The organism is Pseudomonas sp. LBUM1659 (assembly GCF_059716045.1).
On sequence record NZ_CP166797.1, the window covers coordinates 1,798,881 to 1,820,477 of the forward strand.

At 58.4% G+C, this 21,597-nt stretch carries 17 protein-coding genes and 1 pseudogene; 12 read left to right on the forward strand and 6 right to left on the reverse strand.

Annotated elements, in window-relative coordinates; genetic code table 11:
• Window positions 1–79: 79 nt before the first annotated feature.
• The 5 genes from ACA048_RS08170 to ACA048_RS08190 all read left to right on the forward strand — a co-directional run bounded on the left by ACA048_RS08170 (window position 80) and on the right by ACA048_RS08190 (window position 5,504).
• Window positions 80–1,519, forward strand: a complete 1,440-nt coding sequence (locus ACA048_RS08170; RefSeq protein WP_497628689.1) for an aminotransferase-like domain-containing protein — start codon at window positions 80–82, stop codon at window positions 1,517–1,519.
• Window positions 1,520–1,601: 82 nt separating this feature from the next.
• Window positions 1,602–2,060 (forward strand): translation initiation factor 2, encoded by a 459-nt coding sequence (locus ACA048_RS08175; RefSeq protein ID WP_497628690.1) that lies wholly within the window; start codon window positions 1,602–1,604, stop codon window positions 2,058–2,060.
• A 165-nt stretch (window positions 2,061–2,225) separates the two neighbouring features.
• A complete protein-coding gene (locus ACA048_RS08180) occupies window positions 2,226–2,480 on the forward strand; it encodes a YkgJ family cysteine cluster protein (protein WP_497628691.1) in 255 nt (84 codons plus the stop codon).
• A 40-nt stretch (window positions 2,481–2,520) separates the two neighbouring features.
• Window positions 2,521–3,126: an START domain-containing protein gene (locus tag ACA048_RS08185; protein ID WP_497628692.1), complete on the forward strand. Its 606-nt coding sequence runs from the start codon at window positions 2,521–2,523 to the stop codon at window positions 3,124–3,126.
• Between the two features lie 284 nt (window positions 3,127–3,410).
• Window positions 3,411–5,504 carry an LTA synthase family protein gene (locus ACA048_RS08190; RefSeq protein ID WP_497628693.1) on the forward strand — a complete coding sequence of 698 codons (2,094 nt, stop codon included), beginning with the start codon at window positions 3,411–3,413 and terminating at the stop codon, window positions 5,502–5,504.
• Between the two features lie 71 nt (window positions 5,505–5,575).
• Here the strand turns inward: ACA048_RS08190 and ACA048_RS08195 are convergent, their stop codons facing one another.
• On the reverse strand, window positions 5,576–5,734 hold the full coding sequence (locus ACA048_RS08195; RefSeq protein WP_497629822.1) for a DUF3309 family protein: 159 nt from the start codon (window positions 5,732–5,734) through the stop codon (window positions 5,576–5,578).
• Between the two features lie 280 nt (window positions 5,735–6,014).
• Here ACA048_RS08195 and ACA048_RS08200 point away from each other — a divergent pair, with 280 nt between their 5' ends.
• From ACA048_RS08200 to csrA, 3 genes are all read left to right on the forward strand, one after another.
• Window positions 6,015–6,830 carry an SDR family oxidoreductase gene (locus tag ACA048_RS08200; RefSeq protein ID WP_497628694.1) on the forward strand — a complete coding sequence of 272 codons (816 nt, stop codon included), beginning with the start codon at window positions 6,015–6,017 and terminating at the stop codon, window positions 6,828–6,830.
• Window positions 6,831–6,894: 64 nt separating this feature from the next.
• Entirely contained in the window at window positions 6,895–7,227 is a 333-nt protein-coding gene (locus ACA048_RS08205) for a YnfA family protein (protein ID WP_497628695.1), read from the forward strand.
• 153 nt (window positions 7,228–7,380) lie between these two features.
• On the forward strand, window positions 7,381–7,566 hold the full coding sequence (gene csrA / locus ACA048_RS08210; RefSeq protein WP_497628696.1) for a carbon storage regulator CsrA: 186 nt from the start codon (window positions 7,381–7,383) through the stop codon (window positions 7,564–7,566).
• A 5-nt stretch (window positions 7,567–7,571) separates the two neighbouring features.
• On the opposite strand, the gene ACA048_RS08215 is transcribed toward csrA, so the two are convergent.
• From ACA048_RS08215 to ACA048_RS08230, 4 genes are all read right to left on the reverse strand, one after another.
• Window positions 7,572–7,799, reverse strand: coding sequence for a YheU family protein (locus ACA048_RS08215; protein ID WP_007945785.1), 228 nt, complete (start codon window positions 7,797–7,799; stop codon window positions 7,572–7,574).
• Window positions 7,800–7,995: 196 nt separating this feature from the next.
• A complete protein-coding gene (locus ACA048_RS08220) occupies window positions 7,996–9,186 on the reverse strand; it encodes an osmoprotectant NAGGN system M42 family peptidase (protein ID WP_497628697.1) in 1,191 nt (396 codons plus the stop codon).
• A 124-nt stretch (window positions 9,187–9,310) separates the two neighbouring features.
• Window positions 9,311–11,056 carry an N-acetylglutaminylglutamine synthetase gene (gene ngg / locus ACA048_RS08225; RefSeq protein WP_497628698.1) on the reverse strand — a complete coding sequence of 582 codons (1,746 nt, stop codon included), beginning with the start codon at window positions 11,054–11,056 and terminating at the stop codon, window positions 9,311–9,313.
• Window positions 11,057–11,059: 3 nt separating this feature from the next.
• On the reverse strand, window positions 11,060–12,832 hold the full coding sequence (locus ACA048_RS08230) for an N-acetylglutaminylglutamine amidotransferase (protein WP_497628699.1): 1,773 nt from the start codon (window positions 12,830–12,832) through the stop codon (window positions 11,060–11,062).
• A gap of 297 nt (window positions 12,833–13,129) precedes the next feature.
• On the opposite strand from ACA048_RS08230, the gene ACA048_RS08235 reads away from it, so the two are divergent.
• From ACA048_RS08235 to ACA048_RS08245, 3 genes and pseudogenes are all read left to right on the forward strand, one after another.
• On the forward strand, window positions 13,130–13,318 hold the full coding sequence (locus ACA048_RS08235) for a hypothetical protein (protein WP_497628700.1): 189 nt from the start codon (window positions 13,130–13,132) through the stop codon (window positions 13,316–13,318).
• Window positions 13,319–13,360: 42 nt separating this feature from the next.
• Window positions 13,361–14,122, forward strand: a pseudogene (locus ACA048_RS08240) (dermonecrotic toxin domain-containing protein); the annotation flags it as partial.
• Window positions 14,123–17,026: 2,904 nt separating this feature from the next.
• Entirely contained in the window at window positions 17,027–17,932 is a 906-nt protein-coding gene (locus ACA048_RS08245) for an NEL-type E3 ubiquitin ligase domain-containing protein (protein ID WP_497629823.1), read from the forward strand.
• Window positions 17,933–17,938: 6 nt separating this feature from the next.
• On the opposite strand, the gene mnmC is transcribed toward ACA048_RS08245, so the two are convergent.
• Window positions 17,939–19,918, reverse strand: a complete 1,980-nt coding sequence (gene mnmC / locus ACA048_RS08250) for a bifunctional tRNA (5-methylaminomethyl-2-thiouridine)(34)-methyltransferase MnmC2/FAD-dependent 5-carboxymethylaminomethyl-2-thiouridine(34) oxidoreductase MnmC1 (protein WP_497628701.1) — start codon at window positions 19,916–19,918, stop codon at window positions 17,939–17,941.
• A gap of 129 nt (window positions 19,919–20,047) precedes the next feature.
• Here mnmC and pap point away from each other — a divergent pair, with 129 nt between their 5' ends.
• Window positions 20,048–21,562 carry a polyphosphate:AMP phosphotransferase gene (gene pap, locus ACA048_RS08255; protein ID WP_497628702.1) on the forward strand — a complete coding sequence of 505 codons (1,515 nt, stop codon included), beginning with the start codon at window positions 20,048–20,050 and terminating at the stop codon, window positions 21,560–21,562.
• Window positions 21,563–21,597 lie beyond the last annotated feature (35 nt).

Here is a 21,597-nt window from a genome sequence, read left to right on the forward strand (position 1 = left end):
ACTGTCCCCGTACACTTCTAAACTGTTCCGGTATTGTTTCGCACAAGAATAAAATGCCCGTGAAATCGAGTGCTGCGTCATGACCAATCTCTTGCTCTACCAACGTATTGCTCAACAACTGGCCGAAGACATCCGCCGCGGTGTCTATCAACCGGGGGAACGCGTGCCTTCGGTGCGCAAGATGAGTTCGCAGCTCAACGTCAGCCATGCGACGGTGTTGCAGGCGTATGCCAATCTTGAAGACCAAGGGCTGATCCGGGCCCGGCCGCAGTCGGGCTACTACGTTCACCAGACGCCGGCCCTGACCGCGCCGACACCGGACATCGCCCGGGTCGAGCGTCCGGGTCTGGTCACGCGCAGCAGCATCATTCAACAAGTGTTGGTCGAATCCCGCCGCGAGGGTGTTTTTCCGCTGGGCGCCGCGGTGCCTAGCGTCGATTACCTACCGGTTCGGGCGCTGCATCAGCAATTGGCCAAAGTCACCCGATTCCATAGCCCGCGGGCGTTCAGCTACATGTTCAGCCCCGGTTTTGAGCCGTTGCGCCGGCAAGTGGCGATCCGTATGCGCGATGCCGGCGTGGTGGTTGACCCCTCCGAAGTGGTCATCACCCATGGCTGCGTCGATGCATTGCAGATGTCCCTGCGTGTACTGACCCGTCCGGGCGACCTGATCGCCGCCGAGTCGCCGACGTATTATGGCCTGCTGCAACTGGCAGACTTGCTCGGCCTCAAAGTGATCGAAATTCCGAGCGACCCCGCCACCGGCATGAGCCTCGAAGCCCTGCAACTGGCGGCCAACCAGTGGTCGATCAAGGCGCTGGTGCTGACCACGCGCCTGAGCAATCCGTTGGGCGGGACCATGCCCGAGGATCGGCAGAAACAATTGCTGCGTCTGGCGTCGGATTTCGATATCCAGATTGTTGAAGACGATATTTACGGCGAACTGATGTTCGAGCAGGGGCGCACCAAATCGCTCAAGGCCTATGATCGGCTGGATCGGGTCATCTATTGTTCAAGCTTCTCCAAAACCCTGTCGCCAGGCGTGCGGATCGGCTGGATGATCGCCGGCAAGTACCAGCAGGAAATCCAGCGCTTGCAGACGTTCAGTACCCATTCGGCCTGCAGCGTCACGCAAATGGGCATTGCGGCCTATCTGGAAAACGGTGGTTACGACCGCCACTTACGTTACATCCGTCAGGAATACCGCAAGAACCTCAGCGCCTTCCAGCTGGCAGTTCAGCAGTATTTCCCTGAAGGCACGCAGATGACCCGGCCGACTGGCGGCTTCATTTTGTGGGTCAGTTTGCCAGGGCGTGTCAACACACAGGAATTGCACGTGCGGGCGTTGCAACAAGGCATCAGTATTGCGCCGGGGCTTATCTTCAGTAACACCGAGCAGTTCAATCACTGCATTCGGCTGAATTGCGGCACACCCTGGAACCACGAGGCCGAGCGTGCATTGATGACCCTGGGCATGCTGGCCACGCAACTTTGCCAGGAAACGACCGGCGGCTTCTGAGTCGGTCCTATACGGCGGTGCTTGTCATGTGGCGTGCAACAGGGGAGCATATGGCCCTCTGCCGTTTTTTGCTGTTGGGTTCATGAAACCAATTTTTCCTGCCGCCTGTCTGTTTTTTTGCCTGTTGATGACCGTTCACGCTGAAGGTGTCATGGCGGCGGGTCAGGAAAAACCGGTGACCGGCGAAACCGCGGAAAAATCGGCGCCTGCCAAAAAAGCCGAGCCCGTCAAGGTTGAAAAAAAGCGGCCACCCATTGCCTCCAAGTCGAAAGCGGCCAGCGAAGTGGTGAAAACCGAGCTCCCGCCCGCCAAACTTGACTTGAAATTGCCCCCGCAAATGGCACAAGAACTGAAACCGATCGGTACGATGCCGTTGCCCAATGACGATGCATTGCTGCCCCCCATGTTTGGCGACAAGACCAGCAGCAGCCCGTTTCAGCTCAACGGTCGACTGCTCAATAATGAAATGCAGCTGCAACTGCGCAATGATGAGCGTCGCGAAGTCGAAGGCGCGGCGCTGGATTTCGAGTTCAAGCGGTAAATCAATCCTGTCCGTGACCCGCTGGCCAGACACTTTGTCGGAGACTGGTCAGTCACGTTGATTCGAACGAAAAAACCCCGGTTCAGGTAATTTTAAACAACTGTTTTAGCGGTTACTCTGTGCCCCGTCCTTTTACACATCACACCTCGTGAGGAGCCCGTCATCATGAAATGCCGTGAAGGCTGTGGTGCCTGTTGCATAGCCCCTTCCATCAGCTCACCGATTCCCGGTATGCCCAATGGCAAAGCCGCTGGCGAACGTTGCGTACAACTTTCGGTCGATAACCTGTGCCTCATATTTGGCAGTCTGCAACGCCCGGCGGTGTGTTCGGCCTTTGAAGCTGATGTCGAAGTGTGCGGAAGCAGCAGTGACGAAGCGATCAAATTGCTGGGATGGTGGGAGCAAATGACGGCGGCGTGATGTGTTCAACAACGGAACTTCAACAATAAGGAATAAAACTATGGGTTCGCTGCATCGTATCGCTGTGTTGTGTGGATTGACCGCTGTGCTCGCCGCGACGGCCGCCCAGGCTGAAGACTGGAAGGTCGCCAAGAACGAAGACGGCATCAAGATATCCCTGAGCGAAGTGCCTGGCTCGGACTACAAGTCCTATCAGGGCGTAGCGTTGATGAAGACCACCGTTGCCAAACTGCGCGCATTGCAGGAAGACGTGTCCGGCGCCTGTGCCTGGATTCACGAGTGCAAAATGCAGAAACTGCTCAAGCACGAAGGCGATCAGAGCTGGACCTACACCCAGTTCAATACCCCGTGGCCCGTTACCCCGCGTGATTCGGTGTTGCACATCACCACCGTTGAAGGCGCCGATGGCAGCCTGACCCGCAAGCTCGAAGGCGTGCCGAAGTACATTGCGCAAGAAAAAGGTTTTGTGCGGGTCTCCAAAGTCGACGGCTTCTGGAAGTTCGTGCCCAAAGGTGATCAGGTCGAAGTGACCTATCAGGTGCACACCGAGCCAGGCGGCAGCGTGCCTTCGATGATTGCCAACAAGTTCGTGGTCGATGCGCCGTTCGATACGTTGAAAGCCCTGAAAGAACGCGCCGAGAAGTAATCGCACCGTTGTTCTGCAAAGCGCCCCGACTGGTTCGGGGCGTTTGCGTTTTTACCGGGGCGCGGCTTTATTGTGTTTCCGGATATGCGTTGCACAAAATTTTCACAAAGCCTCCAAGACAATCCGCCCCGCATCTGCCAGCCAAACAGTAATCAATGGCAATGAGGCGGGTGATCGTGCAACATTTGCGCACCGCGCAAGCCCCGGGGTCAGGTATTGGCCAATAGAGGGCAAGGCGCCGCTGTATTTTTGAAACTTCAACTTCCAATGGGTCCTAAAACGACATGGCAAACCCGGACGCCCTGAATCAGCAGCGAGCTTCTAGTCGCCTGCTGCAACCGACCGTCAAATCGCATCTGGCCTATACGCTGTTGTGCGCCTTGATCATGATGGTCATGTTCAGCCTGCTGCGTGTTGCGCTGCTGGTCTACAACCGCTCGATGATCCTCGACACACCAGCTGCGACCTTTCTTGAAGCGTTCGCTAACGGCCTGCGTTTCGACCTGCGTCTGGTGGTCTACCTCTGCATTCCGCTGTTGCTGGCACTCTTCAGCGCCCGGGCGATGGCTGCTCGCGGGTTCTTCCGCTTCTGGCTGACCCTCGCTTCGAGCATCGCGCTGTTCCTCGGCCTGATGGAGATGGACTTCTACCGCGAGTTTCACCAGCGCCTCAACGGTCTGGTCTTCCAGTATGTGAAAGAAGACCCGAAAACCGTGATGAGTATGCTCTGGTACGGTTTCCCGGTGGTTCGCTATCTGCTGGCGTGGGCCTTTGGCACTTTGATCCTGACTTTGGCGTTCAAAGGCGCGGATCGTGCGACCCGTCCTCGCGGCCCGTTCAGCGGTGGCAGCATCAGCACGCGCCAGATCGCCCCGTGGTATGCACGCATCGGCGTGTTCGTCGTCTGCCTGCTGATCTGCGTGGTCGCTGCTCGTGGCACTCTGCGTCAAGGCCCACCGTTGCGTTGGGGTGACGTCTACACCACCGATTCGAACTTCGCCAACCAGTTGGGCCTCAACGGCACGCTGTCGCTGATCGCGGCGGCCAAGAGCCGGATGTCCGAAGATCGCGACAACATCTGGAAAGCCACACTGCCGCAGCCGATGGCTCAGCAGACCGTGCGTGACATGTTGGTGATGAAAGACGAAAAACTGGTGGATGCGGAGACAGCCGCGGTGCGTCGTGATTACACGCCACCGGCCGACAAGACCCTGCCAATCAAGAACGTGGTCGTGATCCTGATGGAAAGCATGGCCGGTCATTCGGTCGGCGCGCTCGGCGGACCGGGTAACATCACGCCGTACCTCGACAAACTGTCGAAGGAAGGCCTGTTGTTCGACCGTTTCTTTTCCAATGGCACCCACACCCACCAGGGCATGTTCGCCACCATGGCCTGCTTCCCGAACCTGCCGGGTTTCGAATACCTGATGCAGACCCCGGAAGGCAGCCACAAACTGTCCGGCCTGCCGCAATTGCTCAGTGCCCGTGACTACGAAGACGTGTACGTCTATAACGGCGACTTCGCCTGGGATAACCAGTCGGGCTTCTTCAGCAACCAGGGCATGACCAACTTCATCGGTCGTAACGACTACGTGAACCCGGTGTTCTCTGATCCGACCTGGGGCGTGTCTGACCAAGACATGTTCGACCGTGGCCTGGTGGAGCTCAAGGCTCGGGAAAACGGCAAGCCGTTCTATGCCTTGCTGCAAACGCTGTCCAACCACACGCCGTATGCCTTGCCGACACCTTTGCCGGTCGAACGCGTCACCGATCGCGGCAACCTCAATGAACACCTGACCGCCATGCGTTACTCCGACTGGGCGCTGGGTCAGTTCTTCGAGAAAGCGCGTAAAGAGCCGTACTTCAAGGAAACCCTGTTTGTGATCGTGGGTGACCATGGTTTCGGTAACGAGCAGCAGATCACCGAAATGGACCTGGGTCGCTTCAACGTGCCGATGCTGATGATCGCACCGGGCATTCAGGAAAAGTTCGGCCAGCGTGACCACACCGTGGGCACTCAGATCGACATCGTGCCTACCATCATGGGCCGTCTCGGTGGTGAAGTGCGCCATCAGTGCTGGGGGCGTGACCTGCTCAACCTGCCGGAAGGCGACACCGGTTTTGGCGTGATCAAACCGTCGGGCAGCGAACAGACCACGGCCATTCTCACGGCTGACCAGATTCTGGTGCTGCCGAAAGAAAAGGAAATGGAGCCGAAGATGTACCGCTACGAGCTGGGTGCCAATCCGCGTTCCGAGATCGTTCCTAACGATCCACGCACTGCGGAGTTGAAGCTCAAGCTCGAATCGTTCCTGCAAACGGCGACCAAAAGCCTGCTCGATAACACCGCTGGTGTGGTTGATGGCAAACCGGACTAAGTTTTCGGCGCAATAAAAAAGAGGCCCTTTTTCAAGGGCCTCTTTTTTTGTCTGTTAACTCGTTATGTCCGTTATATCCGGCCAAGCAACAGCAGTATCACCAGCACCACCAGCACCACGCCGATGATACCCGACGGGCCATAACCCCAACTTCTGGAGTGTGGGAAAACCGGCAGACCACCGATCAGCAAGAGGATCAGAATAACGATCAGAATTGTGCCCATGTCTATTTCCTTGTTGAAAGTGTTCTGGAATGACCTGTCTTTTAACTGTCAGCTGGAAGGCATTAATTTCTAGCTGCTTACAAAGTCCGACTGGTGTGCGAGTCGGAAAATTCCATGTTTTTTTAATGTTTTTCGAAAGCATGCTTATTTCATTTGTTCCAGCGTTAGTTGCGTCACACGCGCCCACAGTTTGCTCGGGCCATTCAGCAATCTGATGGAGCGTGGGTCGGGCAATGTCCTTCGCTACACTCAGCGCATCTTCCCCGGAACCACAAGGCTGTTTGCTATGCAAAATCGCATGATGATCACTGGCGCGGGCTCGGGCCTGGGTCGCGAAATCGCGCTGCGCTGGGCGCGCGAAGGCTGGCAACTGGCCTTGTCAGATGTCAGTGAACCCGGCTTGCAGGAAACCCTGAAACTGGTTCGCGAGGCCGGGGGTGACGGATTTATCCAGCGCTGCGATGTGCGCGATTACAGCCAGCTGACCGCATTCGCTCAGGCCTGCGAAGAAAAGCTGGGTGGCATCGATATCATCGTCAATAACGCCGGTGTTGCTTCGGGCGGCTTCTTCAGTGAACTGTCGCTGGAAGACTGGGACTGGCAAATCGCGATCAACCTGATGGGGGTGGTCAAGGGCTGCAAGGCGTTCCTGCCGCTGCTGGAAGAAAGCAAAGGCAAAATCATCAACATCGCGTCGATGGCCGCCCTGATGCAAGGCCCGGCCATGAGCAACTACAACGTGGCCAAGGCCGGCGTGGTGGCGTTGTCCGAAAGCCTGTTGATCGAACTGGCACAGCAGGAAGTGAGCGTGCATGTGGTGTGCCCGTCGTTCTTCCAGACTAACTTGCTCGACTCTTTCCGCGGTCCGACCCCGGCAATGAAGGCGCAGGTCGGTAAATTGCTGGAAAGTTCGCCGATCACCGCCTCTGACATTGCCGACTACATCTACCAACAGGTGACCGCCGGCGAGTTCATGATCCTGCCTCACGAACAGGGCCGAATGGCCTGGGCGATCAAACAGAAGAACCCGCAACTGCTCTACAACGAAATGACCGTCATGGCTGACAAAATGCGCGCCAAGGCCAAACAAAACGCTGGCTGAACTTGCCCGTAGACATCAGCGTCGTTAGGGTGGCCGCCATCGGCCATCCTCACGAGGCATCTGCATGCTCAATTACTTGTGGTTTTTCCTCGCGGCGCTGTTTGAAATCGCCGGCTGTTTCGCGTTCTGGATGTGGTTGCGCCAAGGCAAAAGCGTTGTGTGGGTGCTTCCGGCGCTGCTCAGCCTGACCTTGTTCGCGCTGCTGCTGACGCGTGTCGAGGCCACCTACGCAGGGCGCGCCTATGCCGCCTACGGTGGCATTTACATCATTGCTTCAATTGGCTGGCTGGCGGTCGTCGAGCGAATCCGTCCGTTGAACTCGGACTGGATTGGTGTGGCGCTGTGCGTGATCGGGGCCAGCGTCATTTTGTTTGGCCCGCGCTTTACCGCGTCCTGAAGGATCGGTCCTGCATTCAATCGATTTGTCGGACGCTTCCGTCAGAGGTGATCGTCCAGCACTGTAGGGCTGGACTGATTTGCCGTCCTCGCCTTGAAGACCCGCTAAACGCCGGGCATCTTCAAGGGCCGGCAATCCTCAAGGACCAATACCATGCTTGTACTCAGTCGCGTTGTGGGCGAGGTGATTTCCATCGGTGACAATATTTCAGTGCGTATCCTCAACGTCAGCGGCAACAGTGTGCGCTTTGGCATCGAAGCGCCGCTGAACGTCAATGTGCATCGGGCTGAAGTCTATGAGCGTATCCAGGTAAAACTGGCCAAGATCAAGAGGCGCTGAGCCGTTCAGTCAAACAGGTGCTTGGGCACATCGTGCTTGAGCATCAATTGACATTGCTCGCTTTCCGGGTCGAAAACGATCAGTGCCTGGCCTTTGGTCAATGCCTGGCGGACCCGCAACACACGGGTTTCCAGCGGCGTGTCATCGCCATTGTCCGTACCGTCACGGGTCACGAAATCCTCAATCAGACGGGTCAGGGTGTCGACTTCAAGTTGGTCGTAGGGAATCAGCATAGGCACCTCGGCTAAACAATGGCGCGATGCTACGGCGAATGATCGGTGGCGGCTAGCCTCGGGGTGATGTGTTGCCTGGCCTGTCACCATCGCGAGCAGGCTCACTCCCACAGTTGACCCCATTCCCCTGTGGGAGCGAGCCGGCTCCGGGCGGCGTTCCGACGATGGCAATTGATCAGTCGATACAAAGTCTGGATCAGCTATCGGAGCGTTGCCCCACCAGGCTATCCACCGACGGCACCCGCGTATCACTTTCCATCTGCGTGTCATGTTCAATCTGATGACTGAACCGGTCCAGCGACCCCTTCGCCGGTTGCGCATCGCTGGCAAATACGGGCGGGCTCAGAATGTAGGCACCCAGCAAACGGCTCAATGCCGCCAGGCTGTCGATATGCGTGCGCTCATAACCGTGCGTCGCGTCGCAACCAAAGGCGAGGAGGGCGGTGCGAATGTCGTGCCCGGCAGTCACCGCCGAGTGCGCATCGCTGAAGTAGTAGCGGAACAGGTCGCGACGCACCGGCAATTCGTTGTCACTGGCCAGTCGCAGCAAATGCCTCGACAAGTGATAGTCATAAGGTCCACCGGAATCTTGCATCGCCACACTGACGGCGTGTTCGCTGGAATGCTGGCCGGGCGCGACGGGCGCAATGTCGATGCCGACGAATTCGCTGACGTCCCAAGGCAATGCTGCCGCCGCGCCGCTGCCGGTTTCCTCGGTAATGGTGAACAGCGGATGGCAATCAATCATCAACTCCTCACCGCTGTCGACGATGGCTTTCATCGCCGCGAGCAATGCAGCAACACCGGCCTTGTCGTCCAGATGGCGGGCGCTGATGTGACCGCTTTCGGTGAATTCGGGCAAGGGGTCGAAGGCCACGAAATCGCCAACGCTGATCCCCAGCGAGTCGCAGTCGGCACGGGTGGCGCAATAAGCGTCCAGTCGCAACTCGATGTGATCCCAACTGATCGGCATCTCGTCCACGGCGGTGTTGAAGGCGTGCCCGGAAGCCATCAGCGGCAACACGCTGCCGCGAATCACGCCGTTGTCGGTGAACAGGCTGACCCGGCTGCCCTCGGCAAAACGGCTGGACCAGCAACCGACCGGCGCCAGCGTCAGACGACCGTTATCTTTGATGGCGCGAACCGCCGCACCGATAGTATCCAGGTGAGCGGAAACCGCGCGGTCGGGGCTGTTTTTCTTGCCTTTAAGGGTCGCACGGATGGTCCCACGACGGGTCATTTCGAACGGGATGCCCATCTCTTCAAGGCGTTCGGCGACATAACGCACGATGGTGTCGGTGAACCCGGTCGGGCTGGGAATGGCGAGCATTTCCAGCAGGACTTTTTGTAGATAGTTGAGATCCGGTTCGGGGATTTTGCTGGTCATGGAAACTCCTCATGGGTACAGAACTGATCGTTCCCATGCTCTGCGTGGGAATGCAGCCGGGGACGGACGCGGAGCGTCCAGTGAGGCATTCCCACGCAGAGCGCGGGAACGATCAAGAAGGGAACTAGGCAGCCGGCTGACTGTGCGGAAACAACAAATCCACAAACCGCTCAGCCGTCGGCTGCGGCTCATGATTGGCCAATCCGGCGCGCTCGTTGGCCTCGATAAACACATACGCCGGCTGGTCGGCGGCGGGCACCATCAAATCGAGTCCGACCATCGGGATATCCAGCGCCCGCGCCGCACGCACCGCCGCATCCTCCAGAGTCGGATGCAGAATCGCCGTGACATCCTCCAGAATCCCGCCTGTATGAAGATTCGCCGTACGCCGTACGAACAAATGCTCGCCCGCCGGCAGAATGCTGCTGTAGTCGTAACCCGCCGCATGCAACGTGCGCTGGGTCTCATGATCCAAGGGGATTTTGCTCTCTCCACTGGTCGCCGCCTGTCGACGCCGGCTCTGGGCTTCGATCAGCGCACCTATGGAATGCTGGCCGTCGCCGACCACCTCTGCCGGCCGCCGAATCGCCGCCGCCACCACCTCAAACCCGATCACCAGAATCCGCAGGTCGAGGCCTTCGTGAAAACTTTCCAGCAGCACTCGACTGTCGAACTTGCGAGCGGCTTCGATGGCTTGCTGCACTTCTTCAATCGATTGCAGGTCCACGGCAACGCCCTCGCCTTGTTCGCCATCCAGCGGCTTGACCACCACTCGCTCGTGCTCATCGAGAAATGCCAGGTTGTCATCGGCGTTGCCGGCCAGTTGTTGCGAAGGCAAGTTCAACCCGGCGGCCTTGAGCACTTTGTGGGTCAGGCTTTTGTCCTGACACAGGCTCATGCTGATGGCGCTGGTCAGGTCGCTCAACGATTCGCGGCAGCGTACCCGGCGCCCGCCATGACTGAGGGTGAACAGGCCGGCATCGGCGTCATCGACCTGCACATCAATGCCCCGGCGAAGGGCTTCCTCGACAATGATTCGTGCATACGGATTGAATTCCGCCTCCGGCCCCGGCCCGAGAAACAGCGGCTGGTTGATACCGTTCTTGCGCTTGATGGCAAAGGTCGAGAGATTGCGGAAACCGAGCTTGGCGTACAGGCTTTTCGCCTGACGGTTGTCGTGCAGCACTGACAGGTCGAGGTAACTCAGCCCGCGACTCATGAAGTGTTCGATCAAGTGCCGCACCAACACTTCACCGACGCCGGGCCGCGAACCCTGCGGATCGACCGCGAGGCACCACAGGCTGCTGCCGTTTTCCGGGTCGTTGAACGCCTTGTGGTGATTGAGGCCCATGACACTGCCGATGATCGCGCCGCTGTCCTCGTCCTCGGCCAGCCAAAACACCGGGCCACCCAGATGGCGCGGGGTCAGCAGACTCGCATCGATGGGCAACATGCCGCGCGCCTGATACAGCTGATTGATTGCCTGCCAGTCCTCATCACTTTGTGCCCGGCGAATGCGAAAGCCACGAAACACGCGAGTGGCCTGACGGTAATCACTGAACCACAACCGCAAGGTGTCGGACGGGTCGAGAAACAGCTGCGCCGGTTCCAGCCCGAGTATTTGCTGGGGCGCGGCAACGTACAACGCAATGTCGCGCTCGCCCGGATGCTCGTTTAACAACTCTTCAGCGAGGCTGGCCGGGTCGGGAAAGGTGTGCCCGATCAGCAACCGGCCCCAGCCGCAATGAACGGCAATCGGCGCAGCACTCAGTTCGCTGCCATCTTCGGCCAGACGTGCCTGCAAGCGTTCATAAGAAGGCGTCTGGCCGCGCAACAGGCGTTGGTTATAAGCCGTGGCGTTGGGTTTCATCGATCAGATTCCTTGTTCACTGAGCCACAGGTTCAGGGCCGCCAGTTGCCACAGCTTGGAGCCGCGCAGCGGGGTCAATTGACCTTGCGGATCCGTCAGCAGACGATCGAGCATCGCCGGGTTGAACAGGCCGCGATCCTGACTGGGATCGAGCAGCAACTCGCGCACCCAGTTCAGCGTATCGCCCTGCAGATGCTTGAGGCCAGGCACCGGGAAGTAACCTTTCTTGCGGTCGATGACTTCACTCGGAATCACCAGTCGCGCCGCTTCCTTGAGGACTTGTTTGCCGCCGTCCGGCAGTTTGAATTTACCCGGCACGCGGGCCGACAATTCGACCAGCCGATAGTCGAGAAACGGCGTGCGTGCTTCCAGGCCCCAGGCCATGGTCATGTTGTCGACGCGTTTAACCGGGTCGTCGACCAGCATCACCATACTGTCCAGGCGCAGGGCCTTATCCACCGCAGCGTCGGCGCCGGGTTGTGAAAAGTGTTCATTCACGAAGTCACCGGCGGCGTCATTGGCTGTCAGCCATTTCGGCTGCACGGTGGCTGCGTATTCGTCGTAGCTGCGATCAAAAAATGCATCACGGTAAGCCGTGTATGGATCGCTTGCGCCGTCGACTTGCGGATACCAGTGATACCCGGCGAACAACTCGTCCGCGCCCTGGCCGCTCTGGACCACTTTGCAATGTTTGGCCACTTCGCGGGACAGCAGATAAAAGGCGATGCAGTCATGGCTGACCATCGGCTCGCTCATGGCGCGAAACGCCGCCGGCAGTTGCTCGATGATCTCTTTTTCGTCGATGCGCAATTGATGATGTTGGGTGCCGTAGTGTTTGGCGATCAAGTCCGAATACTGAAATTCGTCGCCGCGCTCGCCGCCGGCGTCCTGAAAACCGATGGAGAAGGTCGACAGGTTTTCCACGCCGACTTCACGCAACAGCCCGACCAGCAGGCTTGAATCGACACCGCCCGAAAGCAATACGCCGACGTCGACCGCCGCACGTTGACGAATCGCCACTGCGTCGCGAGTGCTGTCGAGCACACGGTCACGCCAGTCTTCGAGGGTCAGGTTCATTTCGTCGGCGCGTGGGCCGTAGGGCAGGGTCCACCAGATTTTCTGCGTGGTGCTGCCATCGGCTTCGATGCGCATCCAGGTGGCAGGTGGCAGTTTTTCAATGCCGGCCAGCAGAGTGCGCGGCGCCGGGACCACGGCGTGGAAGTTCAGGTAATGATTGAGCGCCACCGGGTCGAGCATCGGGTTGATGTCGCCCCCCTTGAGCAACGCCGGCAACGCCGAGGCAAAGCGCAGTCGCTGACCGGTGCGCGACAGGTACAGCGGCTTCACGCCGAGGCGGTCGCGGGCGATGAACAAGCGCCGGGCGTCACGTTCCCAAATCGCGAACGCGAACATGCCGTTGAGCTTGGGCAGCAAGGCCTCGCCCCAGGCGTGATAGCCCTTGAGCAACACTTCGGTGTCACCGCCGGAGTAGAAGGCATAACCGAGGCTTTCGAGTTCGGTGCGCAATTGCGGGAAGTTGTAGATCGCGCCGTTGAAGGCCAGGGACAAGCCCAACTGGTTGTCGACCATCGGCTGCGCCGAGCCGTCCGACAGGTCCATGATTTTCAGGCGACGATGGCCCAGGGCAATCGGTCCTTGAGCATGAAAACCCCAGGCATCCGGGCCGCGAGGGGCCAGGTGATGGGTGATTCGTTCAACGGCCGCGAGGTCCGCAGGTTGATGGTCAAAGCGTAACTCGCCAGCTAATCCGCACATAAAATCCTTACCGGTTTTTCCGTTGGGGAGGGTCAATCGATACCCGGCCAAAGCGGCGGGTACTCAGAAACTGACCCGGTGAGATCGTGGGAGTTTTAGATCGATAAGTAATAAGCCCCCGACCCGAATCAGACGGCCTTACCCGAAAAAGCCAGGACAGGTGCGGTACATGTTGCTGCGATGCATTGAAAATGCTGCTGTGTAAGCCACTGAATGCGCTAGTTTTTCGAGATATTCATTGACGATTGAACGGGCTACTTTAAGGGGCTCTCCTGCATGCAATAAGGAACATTGCACATGAAAGACAAGGACCCCGTCACCCCGGCTGCCAAGCCATTCACGGATTCGGACCGGCTATCGGCTTTGATCGACATGACTGGCGATCTGGACAGTGCCGAAACGCTTCAAAAGGCCTTGCCCAAGTGGCTGACCGGCGCCACGCCTGAGCAGGTCGCCGCGCTTGCCAGTGCAATGGTTGAGCTTTAAGCCTGTCAGCGCAAAGTCCAACCGACACTTGATGCGCTCAAGCCGCTGTATGAGTTCTGTCGCACTGAATTGACGGAAGCGCTGACGAAGCAATTCGCTGTTGCGTTCGACGTTGAAAATGACGGCGTCGAGCTGCCGGGATTCGACTGCGGTTGCCCCGGTTCCACCGCGACCAATGATGTAGCGAAACAGAAAGTGATCGCCAAACGCAGCCTGTTACAGGCTGCAATGCATAACTTCACCGAGGAAGAAACGGCTCAGGATGGCTTCCCTCCCGGCGGGATTGTGCGTCTGGTTTCAACGCCGGAGGGGTTACCCCGGCTGACGCCCATGGCGTTTGCCAACCTGTGTCGCGATCTGGATTTGGGGAAGCGCTACCAAACTCATTTCGAGACCACCTTCAAGCCTGCCGCGGCGGGGCTGGACATTCGCCGACTCAAAAAGAATGCCCTCAAGGTTGATGCCCATACGGCGCTATTGAAAGGCGACATTGGCGATTCGGCATTTCAGATGTTGCAAAGCCTGGAGTTGAACAGCGGCGCGGGCAACGCTGCGGGCGTGAAGGCCATTCTCCACGAGGGTTTGCCGGTTCATACGCAAGGGCTGGAGTTGTTCGGGACCTGTGTCTGGGGAGTGATCATCTTCTCAAAACGCGCGCTAAAAGATCATCCGGTCGACGGGTGTGTCGTGTACATGCCGAACGAGCCGAACCGACCGTTGTACGAATACAGCACCTTCGCGCTGTTCGAGCATTATTTGACCCAACAGCTGAAGGATCGCGCCTACGCGGATTTTTTCGCCAGCTACATCGATGAAAGCAACAAAACCGGTTTCTACACCTCTGTTACACAAAAGGAGGAAATGAACCTGCAGGCGCCTCCCATTCTGGTGACGCTGTTCAATTTCCTTTACCAGAGCCATGTCACGAAGCTGCAGAGGGATGCATTGCTCCTGGCTGTGCCGACGGCGGATGTTGACGCCGATGCGCGTCAGAAACGTCTGGAAGAATACGAAGAAGCAGGCCTGCTGATCGCCAACATTGCCGGTTTTTTTGTTCCCGTGCTGGGGCAATTGATGATGGGCGTTGCGGTTGGACAACTGTTGGGCGAGGTCTACGACGGTATTGAAGACTGGCGCCATGATGACAAGGCCGGGGCAATGGCCCACCTGCTCAATGTTGCAGAAAACATTGCCATGATGGTGGCATTTGCGGCCGGCACCAAAGCGATCGGTTCACTGGTCAAGAGGACTGTCGAGCAACATCCGGATTTTTTCAGTCGGTTCACCGCCATCAACAATGCGGCGGGTAACCCCAGGCTCTGGTTGTCGGAGGGGGCGCCGTATCGGCGAACACCGCTGGCGGCTGTGATCGCCGACGCCGAGGGCATCTATCACGTCAATGGCCGGCGTTTCATCAAGATTGACGACGCGACCTATGAGATTTCCTTTGATCAGGCGCAAGCCGCATGGCGAGTCACGCATCCCGCCCGCGGCGGCGCTTTTTCACCGTTTGTCGAGCACAACGGTGAGGGCGGCTGGCGCTTCGCTCATGAGCAACCCGAAGCGTGGAGCAGCGGTCTGTATGCCTTGAAGCGTATCGATCCACGGCTGGCCGAACTCAATGAGGACCAGCTGGAACATGTACGGAAAATCACCGACACCCCTGTCGCTCGGTTGCATCATCTGGCTGAAGAAAACAGGGGATTACCTGCGCGGTTCAAGGATAGCGCCGCGCGTTTTCGCATCGAGCAGCGGGTGACCGATTTTATTGCGGACATGGAGACAGGCGATACACGCCGTGCCGAGTATGCCCATGAACAGCTGCATACCTTGCCGTCCCTGCCGGGTTGGCCCGCAGACCGTTACATCGAAGTTCTCGACGACGAGCGCAAGATCTCCGCGATGTACCCGCCAACGACGTTGGTCCCGGACGAAGAGTTGAGTATCGAAGTGACCGAGGCGCAGCTGGCCAGGGGCGAGTTGCTGGATACGGTGGTGGCCGGGCTGTATCAGAGTGAGGTCGATGCATTGCTGGGCAAGAACGTCGTCAAAGGTACAGAGAGCGGATTGCTCGCGAAGAAAATCGGAGCGGTGGTAACGGCTGATCGTAAGTCTGTCTTCAAATACTTGTACCAGCGTTATGACCAGAACACCGTCAGCGAAGTGCAAAAGGTACGCAGTGTTTTCCCCGAACTTCCCGCGGGTCTGGCGCAGGAATTGATCGCAGCCTCTACCAGTGCCGAACGCCTGCGCCTGCGAGCAACGGGACGGATTCCCATGGGATTGGCGCAAAACGTTCGGCAAGTGTTGGCCGATATCCGTCTGGACCGGGCGCTCGCCGGGTTTTCGCTACCCGAAACTGCCGAGGTCGACACGCGGAAGCTGGCCATACCGTTGCTTTCCCGCCTGCGTGGCTGGAGCAATGAGGTGCGGATTGAGCTGCGTGAAGGTTCTACCACCGGCGCATTGTCGGCCAGCGTGGGTAACGAAAACGCTGCGCTCAAACGAATCATCATCAGCACTGCCAGCGGACACGAAGTGTTCGGCAGCGACGGGAAGTCGCTTGGCGCCGCTTCGGGGGTAAACAGCCTCTACAGTGCGATCTTGCGCGCGCTTCCCCAAGAGAAACGCACTGCCCTGGGTATCGCCGGTATCGAGGACAGTGATGCGTGGCAACTGCGTGGCGATTTGCTGGGCAAGGGTGTTGAGGATAGAACCATCGCCGAGCGATTGTTTTCAGGTGCGGGTTTTGAAGATCCAGTTTCGTCTGGCGACTGCCTGCAAGCCGATGAACCGGTGCCCGGCTCGAGTCACCCTCGAGCGCTGGTTCGCAAGGTCAGAAAACTCTACCCGCTGTTTACCGAAACGCAGGCCCGGACGTTCCTTGACGGGTTGGGCAGTGACCACCTGGCGCGAGCGAGCGAGGTCAGAAATCGACAACAGGCACTGAAAAAGCTGCGAAGTGCGCTCCAGACCTGGCGCTTGGATGAGACCGGTTCGCTGTCGCCAACCGAGAACCTGAGTGAGCGGCGCCAGAGTCGATTACAAGTGTCCGACACCATTGAAAACAGCTGGCGCCGTCTGTTTTTCACGCGCAATGAAAAGGGAATTTCGGTACCTGCGTTGAGCCTGGACAAGATGCGCGTTGGCAAGCTCCCGATCTTGCCAACCGAGGTCAACTTTGATCACGTGCAATACCTGTCGCTCAAGGATATGGAACTGGATAACAACGTGGCGTACTTCCTCAAGGCGTTCAAAAACCTTGAGTCCCTGGAGCTGGATGCCAACAAACTGACATGGCTGCCGGAAATTCTTTCGCAGATGCCCGCGCTTAAACACCTCAGCCTGGCGAACAACGATCTGCAATTGACCGAACAGACCTTAAAGAAGTTGAACGGCCTGCGAACCCTTGAAACCCTCAACCTGAACGCTAACCGCCGGCTCAGTGCAACGCTGGATGTCGGCCGGTTGTTTGATTTGCGTTATCTGTCATTGCGGGACACTCGCGCGACTGAAATGCCGAAAAACCTGGCACGCCTACCCAATCTGGACCGGGTTGATCTGCGCGACAATGAGATCACGGAGCTACCGGACTGGTTGTTTGGGAGCACCCGGCGGTTCAGCGAAACTCTCAACTTGCGGCATAACCCTCTTTCGGAAAACAGTCAGACCCTGCTCGAGCAATTTCGCGAACGGGTCGGTGTCGGCATGGGATACCTGGAAGACGACATTGCCCGTTTGAACGAGCAACAGGCACGGAACCTCTGGTTACCGGAGGAGTGGGTGTCGCCCGCGCGGACTGCTACATGGACGGCATTCAAGGACGCCCCGGCATCCGATGGCCTGTTTCGATTACTGGCCGAGTTGGGAGACACCGCTGATGCCGAATATGTGCGCGAGGACATGACCCGACGAGTCTGGAGCGTACTCGACGCCGCCCAGGCCAATACCTCGCTGCGCGAGCAGGTGTTTCAACTGGCGGCCAACCCGATCAATTGCACGGATTCGGCGGCGCTGAATTTCAGCCACCTTGAAGTGGCGATGGAAGTGGACAAGGCGATCAATCCCATCGGAAACGTGCGTACTACCGCGGCCAGTTTGTTGAAGCTGGGTCGCGGTCTGTTTCGATTAGAGGAACTGGAGAAGGCCGCTCAAAACCACATCAAGAAAGACCCGAAAGCAGATCCACTGGAAGTCAGTCTCGCCTATCGAACCGGGTTGGCCGAGACCCTCGATCTGCCGGGGCAGCCCACGCACATGCGTTATGCCTCGTTGAGCGGTGTGAAGCAGGCGGATCTCGACACCGCTGAAGGCAAGATCAAAAGCGCAGAACTGTCACCACAGTTGAAGCAATATCTGATTTGCCAGCCGTTCTGGACCGATTACTTGAGTCGCCAGTACCCTCGACAATTTGCTTCGGTCCGCGAGACGTATCCGGCAAAGTTGCAAGCAGTGTTCGAGAAGGCTGAGAGTCTGACGACGGCCGATTATCTCAGTCAGGTCTCGGTGATCAAGACCGAAAAAGAAACGGCGGAGAACGCTGTTTTCGAGCGTTTGACCGAGGACGTCATGAAAATGGTGGAGCTGGGCATTTGCTCTCTGGCGGACAGTTGAGCAGTTTCACTTACCCCGGATCAAACGCCGCAAGGCAAAGCGGTTTGGATGACAGGCTTCGGCGATGGCCCTGGGCAATGGCAACGGTTCGTTATCCAGCCACGCTGCCAGCAACTCGCCCGATAACGGCGCGGTAATCAGTCCCCGTGAACCGTGGCCGCTGTTGACGTACAAGCCGTCCAGCCATGGGCAAGGGATGTCCGGAGTTTGTCGGGCATCCTTGCTCAGGGCGCTGTAGGCGTCGGCGAACGCCTGGCTATCGGCCAGGGGGCCGACAATCGGCAAGTAATCCGGGCTGGTGCAGCGAAACGCTGCGCGCCCTTCAAGTGCTTGAGGTTGCAAGGTGTCTGCACCGAGTCGCGCGACCAGGTCCATCGAGATTTCTTCGAGCATTTGCAGATTGCCGGCATGCTCGGCAGCTGTCGGTGTCAGGTCATCGTTATTGAAATCGAAACTCGCGCCGAGGGTGTGCTCACCCAAACGAGCTGGTGCGACATAACCTTCGGCGCACACTACGGTGCTCAGGCTTTGGCTTTCAGATGTCTGATGCAGGCGGGTGATCTGCCCGCGAATTCGTTTGAGCGGCAGTTCGCTGCTGTATGGGAAACGCTTGATCTCGGCAGCGCCGGCGAGCACCACCACGGGAGCGTCAGCCAGCAATGATTTGCCATCCCACGCTTGCCATTGTCCATCGACGCGGCGTAGTTCCAGCACATCACGATGGGTAAGAATTCGGATGTTCGGATGCGCCGCTTGCCAGTGGCACAGGGCGGGTGGATGCACCCAGCCGCCTTCGGGGTAAAACAGGCCTCCTGACTGCAGCGCGATACCGGCGCGACTTTCGGCTTTTTCGCGATCAAGCAGGTGCAGCAGGTCTTCGGGAAACGCTGCCGCCAACTGCGCCTGACGTTCCGCTTCCTTGGTATTGAAGGCCAATTGCAGTACGCCGCAATCGTCCCAGTCGACACCGCGCTGCAAATGCTCAAGCACGCGCCGGGTGTGGCCAAAACCACTGACGATCAACTGAGACAAAGCCGTGCCATGGGCCGAAAGCTTGAGGTACAAAACGCCTTGGGGATTGCCTGAAGCTTCCTGGGCTAGCGCGTCGTGACGCTCCAGCAGACTCACTTGCCAACCCCGCGCCGCAAGGCTGGCGGATGTGGCGCAACCGGCCAGACCGGCACCAATCACCAGTGCACGACGCTCGCCGTCCAGCGGCGACGGGCGAGCAAACCAAGGCTTTGCGGTAACGGGGGCGGCGCTGTCTTCGGGCCAACCGAGGAACACGCCCCGCAGGATTTCCCACTTGTGGCCGATGCCCGGTGTGCGCTTCATCTTGAAGCCCGCCGCATTCAACAGGCGACGCACCCAACCCGTGCTGGTGAACGTGCTGATGGTCGAGCCTGGCGCTGCCAGCCGTGCCAGTTCGGCAAACAGTTCGGCGGTCCACATGTCGGGGTTTTTCGCAGGGGCGAAACCGTCGAGAAACCAGGCGTCAATTTGCGCGTCCAGTTGCGGCAACTGCTCCAGTGCATCGCCAATCATAAGCGTCAGGGTGACGCGGCCGCTGTCCAGGATCAGTCGCTGGAAGCCTTGGTGGATCGCCACGTATTGCGCGAGCAATTGATCGGCGAAGGGTTTGAGTTGTGGCCATAACGCCAGCGCCCGTTGCAAGTCGGGTGCGTTCAACGGGTACTTTTCGACGCTGACAAAGTGCAGCCGCGCCCCCGTCACTGCGTGTTGCTCAAACAATTGCCAGGCACACAAAAAATTCAGCCCGGTGCCGAAGCCGGTCTCGCCAATGACCAATCGGCCACCGTCCGCTAACGCCGCAAAACGCTCACGCAAATTGTTTTGTTCGAGGAACACGTAACGGGTTTCTTCAAGACCGGACTTGTCCGAAAAATATACGTCGTCGAACACTCGCGAATACGGGAGACCCTGGTCGTCCCAGTCGAGTTGGGCGTGAGGCAATACAGGTTTCATGGCAGGCTCGGCAGCGGCAAGGTCGCCATTCTAGCCCCCTCGCCACAAAAGCCCACATCGCAGGGAATTTCTCTGCTTGCTATCGGCCCAATCCGCTAGTCTTGCTCAATCTGGAAAGGGAGCCGTCCAATGTTCGAATCCGCTGAAATCGGTCACGCCATCGACAAAGAAACCTATGACGCCGAGGTGCCGGCGCTACGCGAAGCCTTGCTGGAAGCGCAATTCGAACTTCAGCAGCAACAACGTTTTCCGGTGATCATCCTGATCAACGGCATAGAAGGCGCCGGCAAGGGCGAGACGGTCAAGCTGCTCAACGAATGGATGGACCCGCGGCTGATCGAAGTCCGCACTTTCGACCAACAGACCGACGAAGAGTTGGCGCGGCCACCGGCCTGGCGTTACTGGCGGATGTTGCCGGCCAAGGGTCGCATGGGGATTTTCTTCGGCAACTGGTACAGCCAGATGCTGCAAGGCCGGGTCCATGGCCTGTTCAAGGATGCCGTGCTGGATCAGGCGATCAACCAGTCCGAGCGCTTTGAAAAAATGCTCTGCGACGAAGGCGCGCTTATCTTCAAGTTCTGGTTCCACCTCTCCAAAAAACAAATGAAGGCACGCCTCAAGGCCCTGGCCGACGATCCGCTGCACAGCTGGCGCATCAGTCCGCTGGACTGGCAGCAATCCCGGACCTACGACAAATTCGTGAAGTACGGCGAGCGCGTATTGCGCCGCACCAGTCGCGACTACGCGCCGTGGCATGTGATTGAAGGGGCGGACCCTCACTATCGCAGCCTGGCGGTGGGCAAGATCCTGCTCGAAGGCCTGCAAAATGCGCTCAAGCGACCCAAGGTGCATCCCGACAAGGTCAACGCCGCGCCGCTGCCGATCCATATCGATCAGATCAACCTGCTCGACAGCCTCGACTTGACCCTGCAGCTGGACAAGGACGATTACGAAGAACAATTGATTACCGAACAGGCGCGGTTCTCCGGCCTGATGCGCGATAAACGCATGCGTCAGCACGCGTTGGTGGCGGTGTTCGAAGGCAATGATGCGGCGGGCAAGGGCGGGGCGATCCGGCGGGTTGCGGCGGCGCTCGATCCGCGTCAGTACAGCATCGTGCCGATTGCCGCGCCCACCGAAGAGGAGCGGGCGCAGCCGTATCTGTGGCGGTTCTGGCGCCACCTGCCGGCCAAGGGCAAGTTCACGGTATTTGATCGGTCCTGGTACGGGCGGGTGCTGGTGGAGCGCATCGAAGAGTTCTGTCCGCCGGCGGACTGGCTGCGGGCTTACAGCGAGATCAACGACTTCGAAGAGCAGATTTCCGATTCTGGCATCATCGTTGTCAAGTTCTGGTTGGCCATCGACAAGCAGACCCAACTGGAGCGTTTCCAGGCCCGGGAAGACATTCCCTTCAAGCGTTTCAAGATCACCGAAGACGATTGGCGCAATCGCGATAAATGGGACGCTTATCGTGCCGCGGTCGGAGACATGGTCGATCGCACCAGCACCGAAATCTCGCCCTGGACCCTGGTGGAAGCCAATGACAAGCGCTGGGCGCGGGTCAAAGTCTTGCGCACGATTAATCGGGCACTGGAAGCGGCGTTCGAAAAGTCCGACAAGAAGGCCAGGAAGCACAAGAACTGAGTCGATGGTTACGCATACGCGGGGTGAATGATTGT

Coding starts and splice junctions, on each gene's coding strand:
- ACA048_RS08170 (WP_497628689.1), top strand. CDS start 80: ATGACCAATCTCTTGCTCTACCAACGTATTGCTCAACAACTGGCCGAA.
- ACA048_RS08175 (WP_497628690.1), top strand. CDS start 1,602: ATGAAACCAATTTTTCCTGCCGCCTGTCTGTTTTTTTGCCTGTTGATG.
- ACA048_RS08180 (WP_497628691.1), top strand. CDS start 2,226: ATGAAATGCCGTGAAGGCTGTGGTGCCTGTTGCATAGCCCCTTCCATC.
- ACA048_RS08185 (WP_497628692.1), top strand. CDS start 2,521: ATGGGTTCGCTGCATCGTATCGCTGTGTTGTGTGGATTGACCGCTGTG.
- ACA048_RS08190 (WP_497628693.1), top strand. CDS start 3,411: ATGGCAAACCCGGACGCCCTGAATCAGCAGCGAGCTTCTAGTCGCCTG.
- ACA048_RS08200 (WP_497628694.1), top strand. CDS start 6,015: ATGCAAAATCGCATGATGATCACTGGCGCGGGCTCGGGCCTGGGTCGC.
- ACA048_RS08205 (WP_497628695.1), top strand. CDS start 6,895: ATGCTCAATTACTTGTGGTTTTTCCTCGCGGCGCTGTTTGAAATCGCC.
- csrA (WP_497628696.1), top strand. CDS start 7,381: ATGCTTGTACTCAGTCGCGTTGTGGGCGAGGTGATTTCCATCGGTGAC.
- ACA048_RS08215 (WP_007945785.1), bottom strand. CDS start 7,799: ATGCTGATTCCCTACGACCAACTTGAAGTCGACACCCTGACCCGTCTG.
- ACA048_RS08220 (WP_497628697.1), bottom strand. CDS start 9,186: ATGACCAGCAAAATCCCCGAACCGGATCTCAACTATCTACAAAAAGTC.
- ngg (WP_497628698.1), bottom strand. CDS start 11,056: ATGAAACCCAACGCCACGGCTTATAACCAACGCCTGTTGCGCGGCCAG.
- ACA048_RS08230 (WP_497628699.1), bottom strand. CDS start 12,832: ATGTGCGGATTAGCTGGCGAGTTACGCTTTGACCATCAACCTGCGGAC.
- ACA048_RS08235 (WP_497628700.1), top strand. CDS start 13,130: ATGAAAGACAAGGACCCCGTCACCCCGGCTGCCAAGCCATTCACGGAT.
- ACA048_RS08245 (WP_497629823.1), top strand. CDS start 17,027: ATGGGATACCTGGAAGACGACATTGCCCGTTTGAACGAGCAACAGGCA.
- mnmC (WP_497628701.1), bottom strand. CDS start 19,918: ATGAAACCTGTATTGCCTCACGCCCAACTCGACTGGGACGACCAGGGT.
- pap (WP_497628702.1), top strand. CDS start 20,048: ATGTTCGAATCCGCTGAAATCGGTCACGCCATCGACAAAGAAACCTAT.